General features: G+C 73.8%; 13 protein-coding genes. 7 read left to right on the top strand and 6 right to left on the bottom strand.

Going from position 1 to position 17,924, the window contains the following annotated elements; translation table 11 throughout:
* Positions 1 to 137: 137 nt before the first annotated feature.
* A complete protein-coding gene (locus AB0O82_RS37415) occupies positions 138 to 380 on the bottom strand; it encodes a hypothetical protein (protein ID WP_363589325.1) in 243 nt (80 codons plus the stop codon).
* A gap of 273 nt (positions 381 to 653) precedes the next feature.
* On the opposite strand from AB0O82_RS37415, the gene AB0O82_RS37410 reads away from it, so the two are divergent.
* The 6 genes from AB0O82_RS37410 to AB0O82_RS37385 all read left to right on the top strand — a co-directional run bounded on the left by AB0O82_RS37410 (position 654) and on the right by AB0O82_RS37385 (position 8,367).
* Positions 654 to 1,358, top strand: coding sequence for a GNAT family N-acetyltransferase (locus AB0O82_RS37410; RefSeq protein WP_363589324.1), 705 nt, complete (start codon positions 654 to 656; stop codon positions 1,356 to 1,358).
* 262 nt (positions 1,359 to 1,620) lie between these two features.
* Complete coding sequence (locus AB0O82_RS37405) at positions 1,621 to 2,883, top strand: MurT ligase domain-containing protein (RefSeq protein WP_350886666.1); 1,263 nt, start codon at positions 1,621 to 1,623, stop codon at positions 2,881 to 2,883.
* A gap of 46 nt (positions 2,884 to 2,929) precedes the next feature.
* Positions 2,930 to 3,658: a glutamine amidotransferase gene (locus AB0O82_RS37400; protein WP_363589322.1), complete on the top strand. Its 729-nt coding sequence runs from the start codon at positions 2,930 to 2,932 to the stop codon at positions 3,656 to 3,658.
* A gap of 355 nt (positions 3,659 to 4,013) precedes the next feature.
* Positions 4,014 to 5,039, top strand: coding sequence for a 6-phosphofructokinase (locus AB0O82_RS37395; protein ID WP_350886672.1), 1,026 nt, complete (start codon positions 4,014 to 4,016; stop codon positions 5,037 to 5,039).
* Between the two features lie 124 nt (positions 5,040 to 5,163).
* Positions 5,164 to 6,165: a 2-hydroxyacid dehydrogenase gene (locus AB0O82_RS37390; protein WP_363589319.1), complete on the top strand. Its 1,002-nt coding sequence runs from the start codon at positions 5,164 to 5,166 to the stop codon at positions 6,163 to 6,165.
* A 348-nt stretch (positions 6,166 to 6,513) separates the two neighbouring features.
* The gene (locus tag AB0O82_RS37385; protein WP_363589327.1) at positions 6,514 to 8,367 is read left to right on the top strand and encodes a glycoside hydrolase family 15 protein; all 1,854 of its coding nucleotides are present in this window, start codon (positions 6,514 to 6,516) and stop codon (positions 8,365 to 8,367) included.
* A gap of 149 nt (positions 8,368 to 8,516) precedes the next feature.
* Here AB0O82_RS37385 and AB0O82_RS37380 read toward each other — a convergent pair whose 3' ends face one another.
* Entirely contained in the window at positions 8,517 to 9,590 is a 1,074-nt protein-coding gene (locus AB0O82_RS37380; protein WP_363589317.1) for a hypothetical protein, read from the bottom strand.
* A 257-nt stretch (positions 9,591 to 9,847) separates the two neighbouring features.
* Here AB0O82_RS37380 and AB0O82_RS37375 point away from each other — a divergent pair, with 257 nt between their 5' ends.
* Entirely contained in the window at positions 9,848 to 13,051 is a 3,204-nt protein-coding gene (locus AB0O82_RS37375; RefSeq protein ID WP_363589315.1) for a BTAD domain-containing putative transcriptional regulator, read from the top strand.
* Between the two features lie 99 nt (positions 13,052 to 13,150).
* Here AB0O82_RS37375 and AB0O82_RS37370 read toward each other — a convergent pair whose 3' ends face one another.
* The 4 genes from AB0O82_RS37370 to AB0O82_RS37355 form a co-directional block, all read right to left on the bottom strand.
* On the bottom strand, positions 13,151 to 13,393 hold the full coding sequence (locus AB0O82_RS37370; RefSeq protein ID WP_363589313.1) for a hypothetical protein: 243 nt from the start codon (positions 13,391 to 13,393) through the stop codon (positions 13,151 to 13,153).
* 135 nt (positions 13,394 to 13,528) lie between these two features.
* A complete protein-coding gene (gene ddaH / locus AB0O82_RS37365; protein ID WP_363589311.1) occupies positions 13,529 to 14,341 on the bottom strand; it encodes a dimethylargininase in 813 nt (270 codons plus the stop codon).
* Positions 14,342 to 14,387: 46 nt separating this feature from the next.
* A complete protein-coding gene (locus AB0O82_RS37360) occupies positions 14,388 to 15,764 on the bottom strand; it encodes an MFS transporter (RefSeq protein ID WP_363589309.1) in 1,377 nt (458 codons plus the stop codon).
* A gap of 6 nt (positions 15,765 to 15,770) precedes the next feature.
* Positions 15,771 to 17,924: AMP-binding protein (locus tag AB0O82_RS37355; protein ID WP_363589308.1), on the bottom strand; the 2,154-nt coding region annotated here is incomplete at its 5' end.

Below are 17,924 nucleotides of genomic sequence, written 5' to 3'. Positions count from 1 at the left end.
ACGCTTCCTGGCTAGCGATGGGCCGATGCTGCTGGTGGTTCTCCACGAGAGTGCCATTCGCACCGTAATCGGTGGACCGGGCGTGATGAGGAGGCGGCCCCCGTACGGCCGCCGCTCAGTCGCCGCTCAGTCGCCGCTCAGCTGTCGCTCGGCTGGACGACGCACGCCGAGTTCGCGAGCATCGACCCGAAGCCGCCGAGCAGCGTGGAGACGACAGCCTTGCAGGCGGCAGCCTCCTGGGGCGTCTTGGGCCCGTCGGCGGCGGCGGCCGGCTGGGCGAGGGCGATCGGCGCGGCCAGCAGCAGTGCGCAGCACGCCACGCCCAGTACGGACCGCTGCACGAGGGCGGACTTCTTCAGGAAGGACGACGGGAAGGACATGTGAGCCCCTTCGGGGGAGGTGGGATCGGCGAAAAGCCGAGCCATCCCTATCCGAAGGGGCTCACCCGTTCCCGGATTCTGCGCCATCCGTGAGCGTGTCCAGGTCAATGGTCCGGTCGGGGCCGGGCGATCGCCCCGGGCCCGTCGGCCACCCTGGTGCCCGAGCCCGGCCGAGCCCCCCGAAACATGGTCACGCTCCGGAACCGCCCAGGTCATTCCTGCGTTCACGATCACGTAACCGGCCGGAAGCGCGGCGTCGGTAGCGTCGGCGGCATGACGGCATCACGCACTCGCCCCGAACGGCTCTGGCACCGGCCTTTCCGCAGGTCCGAGCGCAGGTGCGCGGCGCCCGAGGGCCAGGCCGCCCGGCTGCCCGCGCTCACCGGGGGCCCGTTGCGGTCCGCCCGCCCGCACCCCCCGGTCGACCGGCCGCGAGCCGTGACGGACCCGGACCGGGAGGCGCCGTCCCGGCTGACGCTGGCGGACGGGACGGCGCTGACGCTGCGCCCCGCCGGACCGGCCGACCGGGCCGCGGCCCTGGCGATGCACCTCCGCTGCTCCCCCGCCTCGCTGCGGCTGCGCTACCACGGGCCGGTCCGCGACGCCGGCCGCTACCTGGACCACCTGCTGGACGCCCGGCACGGCCACAGCCTCGCCGCGACGGCCGCCGACGGGCGGATCGTCGCCCTCGGGCACCTGATGTGGGACGACGACGAGGCGGAGCTGGCGGTGCTGGTCGAGGACGCCTGGCAGCGGCGCGGACTCGGTCCGGCCCTGCTGCGGCAGCTGTCGGCGGCGGCCCGGGCGGCCGGTGTCACGACCGTGTACGCGGTGACCCACGCCTCCAACACCGGGCTGATCACCGCGATGCGCCGGCTGGCCGCGCCGCTGGACTTCCGGGCCGAGGACGGCACCCTGGTGATCACCGCCACGCTGGCCGCGGACGAGCCGGTCTCCTGCGCCCGCCCGGGCCGCTGATCTTTTCTTCACCACATCCTCACCCGGGAACCCCGAGAGCCCGGAGAGCGTCCCAAGCGGCGAAGGCCCCCTCCGTACACCGTCTTCCCCGACGATCCGTCAGGACGCCCGAGGCGGCGCCTCCGGCCGTGTCGCAGCAGGCTGCCTGGGGTCCGGATCGTCGAGCCGGGCGGCGGAGTCGGTAGGCTGGCCCCGTCCCCGCCGCCCGACGGCCCGTTGATCCGGACCCGGGTGGTGCCGCAGCAAGGAGGAACCACTGAGCATGGCAGGCACCGAATCGGAGCCCACAGGCGCACGCGACGCCTCGCTGCCGGCCCGCGCCAAGATCGCGGTCACGGCCGGTCGGGTCGCTGCCGCCGTGTCCCGCAAGGCCGGACGCGGAAGCGGCTCGGTGATCGGCGGCAAGGTCGCCCTGAGGCTCGACCCCGACCTGCTCGCCACCCTCGCCGACCACCTCGACGTCGTCCTGGTCAGCGCCACCAACGGCAAGACCACCACGACCCGCCTGATCGCCGAGGCGCTGCGCGCCGCCGGCCCGGTGGTCTCCAACGCCCTGGGCGCCAACATGCCGGCCGGCATCACCTCCGCCCTGGCCGGTGGTTCGGACGCCCGCTTCGGCGTGATCGAGGTCGACGAGAAGTACCTGGCGGGCGTCGCCCGCGACACCCGCCCCAAGGCGATCGCCCTGCTCAACCTCTCCCGCGACCAGCTCGACCGCGCCGCCGAGACCCGGATGATGGCCGAGAAGTGGCGCGAGGGCCTTCAGGACACCGAGGCCGTGGTCATCGCCAACGCCGACGACCCGCTGGTGACCTGGGCCGCCTCGTCCTGCAAGAAGGTGGTCTGGGTGGCCGCCGGGCAGGCCTGGAAGGAGGACGCCTGGTCCTGCCCCGCCTGCGGCGGTGTGATGCAGCGCCCCGGCGACGACTGGTTCTGCCAGGAGTGCGGCTTCCGGCGCCCCAACCCGCACTGGGCGCTCCAGGGCACCCACGTGATCGACCCGCAGCGCGGCGCCTGGCCGATCCAGCTCCAGCTGCCCGGCCGGGCCAACCTGGCCAACGCCACCAGCTCGGCCGCCGTCGCCGCCGTGTTCGGCGTCTCCCCGCAGGTCGCGCTGGAGCGGATGCGCTCGGTCACGGCCGTGGCCGGCCGCTACGACGTGGTCCAGTACCAGGGCCGGGACATCCGGCTGCTGCTGGCCAAGAACCCGGCCGGCTGGCTGGAGACGTTCTCGCTGATCGACGGCCCGCCCGCGCCGGTGATCCTGTCCGTCAACGCGCTCGACGCCGACGGCACGGACACCTCCTGGCTGTGGGACGTCGACTACGAGCGCCTCGCCGGGCACCCGGTGTTCGTGATGGGGCAGCGCAAGCTGGACCTGGCCGTCCGCCTGGAGGTCGCCGGACTGCAGTTCCACGTGGTGGACACGCTGGAGCAGGCCGTCCGGATGGCCCCGCCCGGCCGGATCGAGGCCATCGCCAACTACACCGCCTTCCAGCAGCTGCGGAAGGTCGTGGCCGGCTGATGCCGCGCCTGCAGCCCCATCTGATCGTGACGGAAGGCCTTCGAGGATGAGTGAGAGCAGCCTGCGCGTGGTCTGGGTCTACCCGGACCTGCTCAGCACCTACGGCGACCGCGGCAACGCCCTGGTCGTGGAGCGCCGGGCCCGCCAGCGCCATCTCAACGTGACCCGGATCGACGTCCGCTCCGACCAGGCGGTCCCCACCAGCGGCGACATCTACCTGATCGGCGGCGGCGAGGACCGTCCGCAGCGGCTCGCCGCCGAGCGGCTGCGCAACGACAGCGGCCTGATCCGGGCCTCCGAGAACGGCGCGATCATCTTCGGCGTCTGCGCGGGCTTCCAGATCATGGGCCACGAGTTCGTCAACGACCTCGGCGAGCGCGAGCCGGGCCTCGGCCTGCTCGACGTCTGGACCACCCGCGGCGACGGCGCCCGCTGCGTCGGCGATGTCCTCGCCGACGTCGACCCGCGCCTCGGCCTGCCGCAGCTGACCGGCTTCGAGAACCACCAGGGCGTCACCCACCTCGGCCAGGGCGTCCAGCCGCTGGCCACCGTGGTCGCCGGCCGGGGCAACGGCACCGGCGACGGCACCGAGGGCGCCTGGCGGGACACCGTGTTCGGCACCTACCTGCACGGCCCGGTGCTGGCCCGCAACCCCGCCGTGGCCGACATGCTGATCAAGCTGGCGCTGGACGTCAACGCCCTGCCGCCGGCCGACACCACCTGGTACGACGCGCTGCGCGCCGAGCGCATCGCCGCCACGACGCGCCCCGCGTAGTACGTCCGTCCGCCCCGACGCCCGGGTGCCCGCGATGCGGTCACCCGGTTCAGGGGCGGCCCCGGACGTACCACAATGGGGCTGCCTACTGCACACCCTCCTCGGCAGCAGGCTGCACTTTCCGCGCGGGGGCGCCGACGGCGCCGCTCCCGCGTCGGCTCCTGCCCGGCCGGACCAGGGGCCGTATGCTCGACTTCGCGGCCGTTTTCGGGCGTTCTGTCCGGATCGGCCGGTCCTTCACCCCGCGGCCACCTCCCCGCCACTCCGGCGTGGGAGCGCCCCGCTACGGTGACGGCTCGTCGTCCCAGCCTGTAGTCCGGCCGTTCCTCGGTTCTGCTCGGGAGTTGCAAAGCTAATGCGTATCGGAGTGCTGACCAGCGGCGGTGACTGCCCCGGCCTGAACGCGGTGATCCGTTCCGTGGTCCACCGGGGGGTGGTCGACCACGGCGACGAGATCATCGGTTTCCAGGACGGCTGGCGCGGTCTCCTGGAGGGCGTCCACCGGCCGCTCACCCTCGACTCGGTGAGCGGCATCCTGGCCCAGGGCGGCACGATCCTCGGCTCGTCCCGGGTCCAGCCCAGCCACCTGCGCGACGGCGTCGAGCGCGCCAAGCGACTGTGCGCGGACCTCGGCATCGACGCGGTGATCCCGATCGGCGGCGAGGGCACCCTGAAGGCCGCCAAGCTGATGAGCGACGCCGGACTGCCGGTGGTCGGGGTCCCGAAGACCATCGACAACGACATCGCCTCCACCGACGTCACCTTCGGCTTCGACACCGCCGTCTCGGTCGCCACCGAGGCGCTGGACCGGCTGAAGACCACCGCCGAATCCCACCAGCGGGTCATGGTCGTCGAGGTCATGGGCCGGCACACCGGCTGGATCGCGCTCAACGCGGGCATGGCGGCCGGCGCGCACGCCATCGTCGTCCCGGAGCGTCCGTTCCACATCGACAAGCTGACCGCCGTCGTCCGCGAACGCTTCGACCGGCAGAAGAAGTTCGCCATCGTGGTCTGCGCCGAGGGCGCCAAGCCCGAGCCCGGCACCATGCACTGGGAAGAGGGCACCAAGGACATCTACGGCCACGAGCGGTTCACCGGCATCGCCACCCAGCTCTCCCGCGAGCTGGAGCACCGGCTCGGCAAGGAGGCCCGCCCGGTGATCCTCGGCCACACCCAGCGCGGCGGCACCCCGACCGCGTACGACCGGGTGCTCGCCACCCGCTTCGGCTGGCACGCCGTCGAGGCCGTCCACAAGGGCGCGTTCGGGCACATCACCGCGCTGCAGGGCACCGACATCAACCTGGTGCCGATCGCCGAGGCCGTCGCCGAGCTGAAGACCGTCCCGCAGGAGCGCTACCTGGAGGCGGAGACGGTCATCTGACCTCCCCCACCCCGTCGAGGGCCCGGACCGCTACCGGTCCGGGCCCTCGTGCGTCCGACGGGCGCCCCTGCGACGGCCCCGCTAGCGTGGCCGGTGGAGCGGACCACTCGCGGAAGGGCAACCGATGGAGATCCTCGCGTACGGGGTGCAGGCCGACGAACGGCCGCTGCTGGAACAGGCCTTCGCCGGCCGGCACGGGCTGCGCTGCCTGAGCATGTTCCTCAACCGCGACACCGCCCCACTCGCCGCCGGCTACCCGGCCGTCAGCAGCAGCGTCAACGCCGTCCTCGACACCGAGACCCTCACCGTCCTCGCCGCCGGCGGCACCAAGCTGATCGCCCAACGCTCCACCGGCTTCAACAACATCGACCTCGACGCCGCCGCCGACCTCGGCCTCACCGTCGCCCGGGTCTCCTACTACAGCCCCTACGCCGTCGCCGAACACGCCTGGACGCTGGCCCTGGCCGTCAACCGCAGGATCGTCCGGGCCGCTGGACGCAGCCGCGAGTTCGACTTCCGCCTCGACGGCCTCCTCGGCCGGGACGTCCACGGGATGACGGTCGGCGTCATCGGCACCGGCAAGATCGGCGAGTGCTTCACCCGCATCGCGGCCGGCTTCGGCACCGAACTGCTCGGCTGGGACATCGCTCCCAATCCCGCTTGCCTCGACCTCGGCATGCACTACACCGAACTACCCGAACTCCTCACCCGCGCCGACCTCATCAGCCTCCACGTCCCCCTGCTCCCCGCCACCCACCACCTGATCGACGCCGCAGCGCTGGCCCGGATGAAGGACGACGCCATCCTCGTCAACTCCAGCCGCGGCGGCCTCATCGACAGCGCCGCCCTCGTCGAGACCCTGCGCGCCGGGCGCCTGTCCGGCGTCGGCCTCGACGTCTACGAGGAGGAAACCGGCGTCTTCTTCACCGACCGCTCCATCGAAGGCATCACCGACGACGTCCTCGCCCGCCTCGTCACCTTCCCCCAGGTCCTCGTCACCAGCCACCAGGCCTACTTCACCCACACCGCCGTCGGCCAGATCATCGACGCCACCGCCCGCAACATCGACGACTTCGCCGCCGGCCGGACCAACGAGAACACCCTCGTACCGGCCTCCCGCAGCTGACCCAGCGCCAGCCGGGGACGGAACGGGCGCAGCAGACCGCTCCGGCTCGGGGAGCCCGGGCCTCCTCGCCACAAAGCCTCAAGCTTCACATCGTGGCGTCGACTCCGGGACCGGGGCTCCCGTGGAGCGGGGCGCTCCGTCCCTCCCGGAGTTCTCGAACACCGTTGCCGAACCGTTGGGACTCTCGTCGAGGACGACCGCCCGAACAGCCACTTACCAGCACTTCTAGCGTGCCTGCGCACACGACCGCGCCCAGATCGGCTCCCCGGTGGCGGTTCTCCTCCCCTCGCGTATCCGTCGGACCGGGCAGAGAGTGGAGGGAGTGGGCTTCAGGGAGGCTTGATGGTCATGGACCGGTACCCGCCCATCGCCGAGCATGGCCTTGTCGGCGACCTGCAAACCGCTGCTCTGGTCTCTTCCCGGGGAGTCGTCGACTGGTTCGCCGCCCCCCGGTTCGACTCGCCGAGTGTCTTCGCGGCCCTGCTGGACCACGACCGCGGCGGCTATTTCCGCTTCGCCCCCGTGGAGGAGTCCACCACCTGCAAACAGCTCTACTACCCGGACACTGCGGTCCTGGTGACCCGGTTCATGTCACCCGACGGGGTCGGTGAGGTCTTCGACTTCATGCCGCCGGACCGGATGGGTACGCCCACCGACCGGCACGTCCTGGTCCGCGGGGTGCGGGCCGTACGCGGCACGGTGCGCTTCACCCTGGAGTGCCGGCCGCGCTTCGACTACGGCCGGGCGACCCACGAACTCGACCTGCGCGACAACACCGCGGCCTTCCGGGCACCGGGCATCGCCGCACACCTGCAGAGCACCGTGCCACTGCGGCCGGACGGTGCCGAGGCCCGGGACGTACGGGGGGAGATCACCCTGAACACGGGCGAGCACGCGGCGGCCCTGCTGACCGTCCACGGACCGGACGGTGAGCCGCCGCCTCCGCTGACCCAGGGCGGGGTGTCCGAGCAGTTGTGGGAGGTCGTCGACTTCTGGCAGCGCTGGGTGCGCGGCTCCCGCTACCGCGGCCGGTGGCCCGGGATGGTCAACAGGTCCGCCATCACCCTCAAGCTGCTCACCTACGCCCCCACCGGCGCCCCGATCGCCGCGGCCACCATGGGCCTGCCCGAGCAGGTCGGCGGGGAGCGCAACTGGGACTACCGGTACACCTGGGTCCGCGACGGCTCGCTGTCCGTACGGGCGCTGCTCGACCTCGGGTTCGTCGAGGAGGCCGCGCAGTTCACCAGTTGGCTGGGCGAGCGGCTGGGCGACCGCCTGCGCGGCATGGACGGTGTCGAGGGAGAACCCCTCCAGGTCATGTACCGGGTCGACGGTGACCCCGAGCTCACCGAGGAGATCCTCGAACACTTCGAGGGCTACCGCGGCTCGTACCCGGTGCGGGCCGGGAACGCCGCCGCCGACCAGCTCCAGCTCGACATCTACGGCGAGGCGCTCTACGCCCTGGCGGAGGGCCAGGAGATCAACATGCGGGCCGGTTACCACGGCTGGAAGAACCTCGCCCGCACGCTGGACTGGCTCGCCGACTCCTGGGACCGTCCCGACGAGGGCGTCTGGGAGACCCGCGGCGGACGCAAGGACTTCACCTTCAGCCGGGTGATGTCCTGGGCGGCCTTCGACCGGGGTCTGCGGCTGGCGGCCGACTTCAGCCGTCCCGCCGACACCCTCCGCTGGACCGCCGCCCGCGACGCCATCCTCGAACAGGTGATGGAACGCGGCTGGAACGAGCGGGAACAGGCCCTCACCCAGTACTACGGCGGCGACGTCCTCGACGCCTCGCTGCTGCTCATCCCCAGGGTCAGGTTCCTGGCCCCCCGGACGGAGAGCTGGCTGAAGACGCTCGACGCGATGGAGCGCACCCTGGTGTCCGACAGCCTGGTCTACCGCTACGACCCCACGGCCTCGCCCGACGGCCTGCGCGGCTCGGAGGGCACCTTCAGCCTCTGCACCTTCCTCTACGTCGACGCCCTCGCCCGGGCCGGGCGCCTGCGGGCGGCCCGCTACGCCTTCGAGAAGATGCAGACCTACGCCAACCACGTCGGCCTCTTCGCCGAGGAGATCGGTCCCAGTGGCGAGCAGCTGGGCAACTTCCCTCAGGCGTTCACCCATCTCTCGCTGATCATGGCGGCCACCACTCTCGACGACACCCTGGACAGGGCCCTTGACCGAGAGCACGGCTACTGACCGGACACCCTGCGGTTCTGCCAGAGCGGAGCCCCCTTGGGGACGGTGATCCCGGCGATCTCGATGTCGGCCAGTGTGGTTTTCTGGGGCGCCCTCGTTCCGGCCTCGCGCAGCTGACCCACAGTTCGGTCAGGCAGACGGCCCGGGGCTCAGCCGTGTTTCGACTCCGGCAGGCGGGCGCAGGGGGCGCCGTCCGGGGTGTCGGGGGCGGTGGTGTCCCAGGCCCGCAGGGCCGTGAGGGCGGCGGCGCGGGCGGGGGCCGTCGGGCGGACGCCCTCCGGGGCGAGCAGGAAGTCGGCGACCGGGGTGAGCAGCAGGGTGGCGGGTCCGGCCGGGAGGAGGCGGGCCTCGTCCCACTGGTGCCGGATGACGGTGCGGCGCAGCAGGGTGCCGTGCCGCGGCCGGAGCGGGCGGGCGAGGGATTCGCGGCGGCGGAGTTCGGGGGCGACCTCGGCCTCCAGGACGGTACGCACGCCCCCCAGGGAGTCCAGCGGCACGTGTTCGGCGGCGAGGTCGAGCAGCGCGACGGCCTCCGGGGCGAGCCGGTAGGCGGCGACCACGGCGGCGGTCTCGACGGGCTCGAAGGACTGCCGGCCCAGGCGGGCCACGTCGATCACGTCACCCGCCCGGAAGGCGCGGCCGAGTCCCTCCTCCGCGAGGGCGATCAGGCACTCGACGTGGTCGTCGGCCGCCAGGTAGGGCCGGACCGGGACGGTGGCGAGGTCGCCGGTGAGCGCGGCGGTGCCGAGCCGGACCTGGTACCACGGGTCGAGCAGCGGGTCCTCGGCCGGCCAGCGCAGGGTGACGGAGGTGTGCCGGGGGCGCTCGCCGATCAGGGTGACCTCCACGGACTCCACCGGGTGTTCGGTGACCAGCCGGCTGACGGCCTGCCAGAGCGCGGCCTCGGTGGGGCTGACGAGGGTGAGCTCGCCCAGCGGCCGGGGCAGGTCGGACGGGTAGTAGCCGGCCAGCGGGAGGTCGCGGATCGGGCGCACCCCGGTGGCGTCGGCGAGGTCGCGGGCGATCCGGGCGTAACAGTCGGCCCGGTCGCGGGCGCGCTGAAGTTCGGCGCGGGCGTGCTCGCCCATCCGGACGTCCTCCCGGACGAGCGCGGCGAGCACCAGGTAGGGGAGGTCGCGGGCGCCGCGGGCGCGGTGGAGCAGTTCGACCGGTCCGGCGACCGGGTCGACGTCGAGCAACCGGTAGAGCAGGTCGGTGTTCACTGGCGTCGGCCTCCGAGAGACGTGGTGGTCGCCCGGGCGGCGACACCCGGGGGGTGTGGCGGGCCCGGCGGGTCGTACCGGGCCGACGGCTGGGGCCACACCAGTGATTGTGACGGTGGGCGATCAACACCGGATCACTACGGGGTCGACGATCCCTCGACAGCCCACCGGCTGGCGTGGGTTGATAGTGACTCATCAATCGGGGGGCAGACGCGTGCGTGGGCGGGGGCGGGCACATGAAGCGGGCAGGTGCACGAATGGGTGATTTCCGGTTCTCGGTGCTGGGGTTGATGAGAGCGCAGCGCGGCACGACCGTGCTGAAGGTCGGCAGTCCCCAGCAGCAGGCGATGCTGGCGGTGCTGCTGCTCCGGCCGGGGCACGGCGCGAGCGCCACGGACCTGATCGACGCCCTGTGGGGTGAGGAGCCGCCGAGCACCGCGGTGACGACGGTGCGGACGTACGCCTGGCGGTGGCGCAAGATCCTGCACGGCGACGAGCCGGACGCGCCGACCGTGCTGACCTCGGTCGGGGACGGCTACCGGCTGGTGCTGCCCAAGCACTCCGTGGACGCGGCGCAAGGGGAGGAACTGGCGGCGCAGGCCGAGCGCACGGCGGCCGCCGGACAGCCGCAGCAGGCGCGTGACCTGCTGAACCAGGCGCTGGAGCTGTGGCAGGGCGAGCCGCTGGCCGGCATCCCCGGCCCGTTCGCGCAGCGGCAGCGCCAGCGGTTGCAGGAGCTCCGGCTGACCCTGCTGGAGGAACGGATCGCCCTGGATCTGACGCTGGGCCGCTTCTCCCGGTGCATCCCGGAGCTGACCGCGCTGACCACCGAGCACCCGCTGCACGAGCGGGCGTACGGGCTGCTGATGCGCGCGCTGTACCAGGCCGGGCGGCAGGCGGACGCGCTGGCGGTGTACCGGGGCGTGCGTCAGTTGTTCCTGGACGAGCTGGGGGTGGAGCCCGGGGCCGACCTGGACCAGCTGCACCGGCGGATCCTGGAGGGCGACCTGTCGCTCGCCGCCCCGGCGCCGCCCGTGGCGCTGCTTTCCAGCCCGGTGAAGCCGGCCGGGCCCGGGCCCGAGGCGCAGGATCCGCCGGACGGCCCCGCGGCGGCGGGTGCGCCCGCCGCGCCCGCCGGCACCAGCACGGCGTCGCCCAGACCGGCCCAGCTGCCGCCCGACGCGGCGGACTTCACCGGCCGCACCGTCCTGGTCGAGCGGCTGGGCGAGGCCCTCGGCGCCCCGGACCAGCAGGCGCTGGTGATCGCGACCGTGGTCGGCATGGGAGGGGTCGGCAAGACCGCGCTGGCCCTGCACGTCGCCCACCGGGCCCGCGACGCCTACCCCGACGGGCAGCTCTACGTCGACCTGCGGGGCGCCGACACCACGCCGGCCGACCCGGAGGCGGTGCTCAGCAGCTTCCTGGTGGCGCTCGGCGTGCCGGCCGACGGGGTGCCCGAGGGGCTGGACGCCCGCTCGGCGCTGTTCCGCTCGGTGGTCGACGGCCGGCGGCTGCTGCTGGTGCTCGACAACGTCCACGACACCGCGCAGATCAGACCGCTGCTGCCGGGCGCGGTCGGCTGCGCCGTACTCACCACCAGCCGTACCCGGCTCTCGGGCCTGCCCGCGTCCGTCCAGGCCGACCTCGGCGTGTTCGAGCCGGCGGAGGCGCTCGAACTGCTGGGCCGCACGATCGGCGCCGAGCGGCTGGCCGCCGAGCCGGAGGCCGCCCGGGAGCTGCTGCTCGTCTGCGGCCACCTGCCGCTCGCGGTGCGGATCGTGGCGGCCCGGCTGGCCGCCCGGCCGAGCTGGACGGTCCAGACGCTGGGCCGCCGGCTGGCAGTCGAACGGCGGCGGATCGACGAGCTGCGCATCGGCGACCTGGCGGTGGAGGCCGCCTTCGAACTGAGCTACCGCCAGTTGACGCCCGCCCAGGCCCGGGCGTTCCGGCTGGCCGCCTCGGTGGACGGCCCGGACATCGGGCTGCCCGCCGCGGCCGCCCTGCTGGACCTGGACGAGTACGACGCCGAGGACCTGCTGGAGTCCCTGGTGGACGTGGCGATGATGGAGTCGCCGTTCCCCGGCCGCTACCGCTACCACGACCTGCTGCGCGCCTTCGCCCGGCGGCGCCCGGACCACCCGGGCGCGGCTGTGGAGGCCCGTGACCGGCTGCTGGACCACCTGCTGGCCACCGCGTGCGCGGCCTTCCAGCACGCCGTCCCGGGAGATCCGGCCGCCGGTGCGCTCGGGCCGGCCCGCAGCGCGGGCGTGGACCTCGGCGGCCCGGACGGCGCCCGGGCCTGGGCCGAGGCGGAGGGTTCCGGGGCGATCGCGCTCGCCGCCCAGGTGGCGTGCTGGACCGTCGCGGACGACACCGCGCCGGCCCCGGCCGACGGCGCGGCACCGGACCCGTTGCGCGCCGCGATCGACCTGCTGATCGCGCTGACGCCGTTCGTCCTCGCCCCGCCCAGCCGCCAGCTCGCCAGTACGGCGGAGGCCCTGGCCGCCGCCGCGGACCACCACACCGACCACCGGGCAGCTGGTCGGGCGCACTTCCTCCGCGGCAACGTCGCCCTGGCCGCCACCCGGCTGGAGGAGGCCGAGGCGGCCTCCCGGCTGGCGGTGGCCGCCTCCCGCTCGGCGGGCGACACGGTGATCCTGCGCCAGGCGCTGAACGACCTCGGCCTGGTCTGCCAGTTCCTCAGCCGCTACGACGAGGCCGTCGGGCACTACGACGAGGCGCTGCTGCTGGCCCGCGAACTCGGCCACCGCTCCGGGGCGCTGGTGACGACGGTGAACGCCGCGCTGGCCCGGGTGCGCAGCGGGCGGGCCGCCGAGGCCGTGCCGATCTGCCACGAGGCACTGGCCGAGCTGCGGACCCGGCACGACGATCCCGGCCGGGCGTACACGCTGTACGTGCTGGGGCTGGCACTGCACGGGCTGGGGCGGCACGAGGAGGCCGTCACCTGGTTCGGCGAGTGCCTGGCGGTGGCCTCGGCGGCCGGGCTGCGGTCCCGGGCCGCGCACGCCCGCTACCGGATGGCGGACAGTCTGCGCTCGCTGGGTCGGACGGACGAGGCGCTGGAGCACGCCGGGCAGGCGCTGACGCTGTGCGAGGAGCTGGGGGCCGAGCGGGACCAGGGCCAGGCGCTGGTGGTGCTGGGCCGGACGCTGGCGGACCTCGGGCGAGAGGCCGAGGCGTGGGGCCGGCTGCGGGAGGCGCATCGGATCTTCGTCCGGCTGGGGCTGCCGGAGGCGGAGGAGGTGGCGGGGCTGCTGCCCCGGGGGGAGGGTCCGAACGCTTCGGCCGCTACGGCCGCTACGGCCGCTACGGCCGCTACGGCTGCTTCGGCCTCTTCGGCTCCGTCGACGTCGTCGGCTCCGTCCGTCCCGGATGGGCGTCGGGGCGGTGGCCGGGGGGCGTCGGGCGCTCCGGTGACGAGCTGCGGGCCGGGCCGCTGACGAGCTGATGACCGGTCACTGAAGAATCGATCCTGCCGCTTTCCGGTGCGGTCAGGAGACAGTGCGGTCAGGAGCCGGTGCGGTCAGGAACTGGTGCGGTCAGGAGCCGGTGCTGTTCCAGTCGCCGGTGCTGCCGTGGACGGTGCCGGTGGGGCTGGGCTGGGCGGGGGTGGGCGTCGGCGTCGCGTCGCCGCTCACCACCGTCGCCGTCCCGGTGCCGGTGCCGGCCGTCTCCGCCACGGCGGCCGTGGCGGAGAGGCCGGCGCCCAGGGCGACGACCACCCCGAGACCGACCGTGAACAGCCGGAGGCGGGTGGGGGCGGTGGCCGGACGCTGCGTCATCTCTGGTGCTCCCTTGGCTCGCTTCCCCGGCGGGAAGGGCTTCCGTCGTGGTGTGCCACCAGTCTGGCCGGGAGCGTTCAACGGCGGATCTACAGCCGAGCACCACTGATCACGGCCGCCCGTCGAGGCCGTCGTTCAGGCCGCCGCGCGGATCTCCAGGGTGCAGCACTTGACGCTGCCACCGCCCTTGAGCAGCTCGCTGAGGTCCATCCCGATCGGCCGGAACCCGCGCTCCCGCAGCCGCGCGGCCAGGCCGACGGCCGCCTCCGGCAGCACCACGTGCAGGCCGTCGCTCACGGCATTGAGGCCGAACACCGCCGCGTCGGCGCCGTCCACCAGCAGGGCGTCGGGGAACAGCCGGCGCAGGACGGCACGGCTGCCGGCCGAGAAGGCCTCCGGGTGGTACATGATCTCGTCGCCGTCCAGCACGGCCAGCGCGGTGTCCAGGTGGTAGAAGCGCGGGTCGACCAGCTCCAGGCCGATCACCGGGCGCCCGAAGAACTCCTGGGCCTCCGCGTGCCCGTCGGCCACGCTGCGGAAGCCCCGCCCGGCCAGCACGGAGCTCGCGGTCAGCAGCAGGTCCCCCTCGCCCTCGTTGACGTGCTCCGGATCGCGCGTCTCGAAGCCCCGGGCGCGGAACCACTCCAGGTAGGCCGGGCCCTCGGCGGCCCGCTCGGCGTTGCGGAAGCGGGCGCCGAGCACCTTGCCGTCCACCACGGTGGCGCCGTTGGCGGCGTAGACCATGTCGGGCAGGCCCGGGATCGGGTCGATCAGGTCGACCCGGTGGCCGAGCTCGCCGTAGAGGGCGTGGAGCCGCTCCCACTGAGCGACGGCGAGGTCGGTGTCGACCGGCTTCGCCGGGTCCATCCACGGGTTGATCGCGTAGGTGACCTCGAAGTGGGTCGGACGGCACATCAGGTAGTGGCGCGGGCGGGCGGTGCGGGTCATGGGAGGCTCCATGGGTCGGGAGGGAAGGTCAGGCAGGTCAGGCAGGTCAGGTCAGGTCAGGTACGGGCAGGGCTGGCGGTTCGGGTGCTGCGGCGGTCCGGTCAGGAGACGGGACGCCCGGGGGCTCGGGCAGCTCGGGCAGCTCGGGCCGCTCGGGGAAGTCGCGCAGGCTCCGCAGCGGGCTCGCCAGCAGCACCCCTCCGGCGGAGAGCAGCACGCCCGCCATGATCCAGATGGTGGTGCGGGCGCCCAGCGCCTCGCCGAGCCAGCCGCCGGCCAGGGCGCCGACGGGGATCGCACCGTAGTTCAGGGTCGCCGCGCTGGCCCGGATCCGGCCGATCATCTCCGGCGGGCAGTAGGCCTGGTTGAAGCTTCCCGCCAGCACGTTCCCGGCGATCACCCCGCCCACCGCGACGGCCCAGGCGAGCGCGCACACCGCCAGCGGCAGCCGCTCCCCCGCGAGCGGCAGCAGGAGGATGAACGGCGCCACCACCAGCTCGCAGAGCAGCAGTCCGCGCGCGCTGCCGAGCCGGCGGGCGATCCGCCGGGCCAGCGTCGCCCCGGCCAGGCCGCCGACGCTGACCACCGCGAACACCATGCCCACCGCGCCCGGTTCGACGCCGACCGACCGGATCAGGAACACCGTCTGCACCGCCTGGATGCCGTTCAGCCCCAGGTTGCCGACGGCGCCGAACAGCGCCAGCGTCCGCAGGTACGGGTCGTGCGCCAGGAAGCGCACCCCGTCGCCGATCTCCCGCAGGAGGCCGCGCCGCGCGGACCGCGGCGGCGGCTGCTCGACCGTCCGGATCCGGCTGACGCAGATCGCGGAGACCACGTAGCTGACGGAGTCCGCGAGCAGCCCGCTGGCCGCGCCGAACGCCTGCGCCAGCAGACCGGCCACGCCCGGCCCCGCGATGTCGGCCGCGGAGGCGCCGGAACGCAGCTTGACGTTGCCCTCCAGCAGGTCCTCCTTGCCGACCAGGGTCGGCAGCACGGCCCCGTAGGCGGTGGAGAAGAACACCTTCACGGCTCCGGTGAGCAGGGCCACCACCACCAGCTGCGGCATGCCGAGCACGCCCAGCCAGCCGGCCACCGGGACGCTCGCGAACAGCAGGAGCAGCAGCAGGTCGCAGACCAGCATCACCCGCAGCCGCGGCCAGCGGTCCACCCAGGCGCCGGCCGGCAGGCCGAGGAACAGCCAGGGCAGCCAGGCGGCGGCGTTCAGCACACCGACCGCGAGCGGGCCGGCGTCCAGCGTGACGACGGCGACCAGGGCCAGTGCCACGCTCCCGACGGCCGTGCCGAGACCGCTGGAGGTCTCACCGATCCAGAGCCGGCGGAAGTCGCCGTGGGCCCACAGGCCCCACCGGCCGCGGGGCGGTCCGGTCGGCGGTGCGGCGGGTGCGGGGACGGTGGTGGTCATCGCGGATCACACTCCAAGCTTCTCGGCGAGCACGGCGGCGATCCGTGCGAGGGACTCCGGACGGGTCAGGTCGCCGTGCCCGCAGGCCAAGCGGTGGCTCTCGATCCGGCCGTCCAGATAGGGCCGCCAAGCCTGCTCGTACGGCCAGTCGGCAGGCTTGTCGAGGGTGGCGCCGAAGAACACGGCGTCGCCCCGGTACTGCTCGGGCAGGTGCTCGGCCATCAGCTTGCGGTGCCGGTCGAACACCTCGGGCAGGACGTCCGCGGCCTCGCCGAGCACGGCCGCCAGGTCGGCCTGGCCGCTGCCGTCCGCCGGGTCGTAGCCCAGCGAGCGCAGCAACTCGGCCAGCGTGTCGGCGGGTTCGGTGGTGGGCGGGGCGGCGTCCGTGCGGACCGCCGGGGCGCCGTCCAACAGGGCCAGCAGGCCGACCGGCGCGCCCTCGACCCGCAGCCGGACCGCCATCTCCTGGGCGACCACCGCGCCGAAGGACCAGCCCAGCAGGTGGTACGGGCCGGACGGGTGCACCGCGCGGATCTGCCGCACGTAGTCCTCGGCGATCTCGGCGACGCTCGCCGGCGCCCCGCCGCGCAGGCCACGGGCCTGGAGGCCGTACACCGGCAGCTCGGGGTCGAGGTGGCGCAGCAGCCCGGAGTAGACCCAGCTGATGCCGGCCGCCGGGTGGACGCAGAACAGCGGGGCCCGGTCGCCGCCGGTGCGCAGCGGCAGCAGGACGTCCAGGGCGTCGGCCGCCGGGCCCTGGTCGAGCCGGCGGTCGAGCCCGGCCACGGTCGGCGCCTCGAACAGCGCCCGCATGCCGAGGTCGACGCCGAGGGCGGTGCGGATCCGGGAGAGCAGCTTCATGGCGAGCAGGGAGTGTCCGCCGAGGTCGAAGAAGCCGTCGTCGATACCGACCCGCTCCAGGCCGAGGGTCTCGGCGAACAGTGTGCACAGCAGGCGCTCCCGCGGGGTGCGGGCCGGGCGGCCGGCCGGCAGGGCGGCGAAGTCCGGTGCGGGCAGAGCACGGTGGTCGACCTTGCCGCTGCCGGTCAGCGGCAGGGCGGGCAGCGCGACGAAGGCGGCGGGCACCATGTGGGCGGGCAGGGACTCGGCGGTGAAGGCCCGCAGCCCGGCCGGGTCGAGCGGACGGTCGGTGACCAGGTAGGCGACCAGCCGGCTGCCGCTGTCGTCCGGTCGGACGACGGCGGCGGCGACCTCCGGGTGGCGGGTCAACGCCTGCTCGATCTCGCCGAGTTCGATCCGGAAGCCACGGATCTTCACCTGGTCGTCGGTGCGGCCCAGGTACTCGATCCCGCCGTCGCGGGTGCGGCGGACCAGGTCCCCGGTGCGGTACATCCTCGTACCCTCGGCGAACGGGCTGGCGACGAAACGCTCCGCCGTGAGCGCCGCGCGACCCAGGTAACCGCGGGCCAACCCGGCCCCGGCGAGGTACAACTCCCCCGGAACACCGGCCGGCACCGGATTCAGGTGCTCGTCCAGCACGTACCCGGCGGTCCCGGCGACCGTCCGGCCGAGAACCGGCCGGTCCGCGCCGTCGAGCGGCTGCACCAGCGCGTCCACGGTGCACTCCGTCGGACCGTACAGGTTGTACGCCCGAGTCCCCGGCGCCTCCCGCAACCGCGTCCACAGCGCCTGACCGACGGCCTCACCGCCCAGCAGCACGAGCTTCGGGGCGGGGGCGTCGAGCAGTCCCTCCTCGACCAGTTGGGCCGCGAAGGACGGGGTCGAGTTCACCACGTCGAGGCCGTGCGTGCCGACGTGGCGGACCAGGGCGGCCGCGTCGAGGCGCAGGTCGTCGCCGATCAGGTGCAGCTCGTGCCCGGCGACCATCCACAGCACGCCGTCCCACGAAGCGTCGAAGCACAGCGAGGCCGTCAACGCGACCCTCCGCCGCTCCTCACCCGCCATCAGCTCCATCCGGTGGCCCGCCAGCAGAGCCGCGAGACTCCCATGCGACACCACCACGCCCTTGGGGCGACCGGTGGAGCCCGAGGTGTAGATCACATACGCCGCATCCGCCGACTCCAGCCGACGGCTCAGACTCCCGTCCGGACCGGGCACATCCGTGACATCCAGAACGGACAGCCCCGCCAGCACCTCCGGCAACGGCCAGCGCCCGTCACTCAGCACCAGCACCGGCGC

This window comes from Kitasatospora sp. NPDC088264, assembly GCF_040685715.1.
Taxonomy (GTDB): Bacteria; Actinomycetota; Actinomycetes; order Streptomycetales; family Streptomycetaceae; genus Kitasatospora.
The sequence above is the reverse complement of the archived record's forward strand: the minus strand, read 5'-3'. Positions and strand labels throughout refer to the sequence as shown.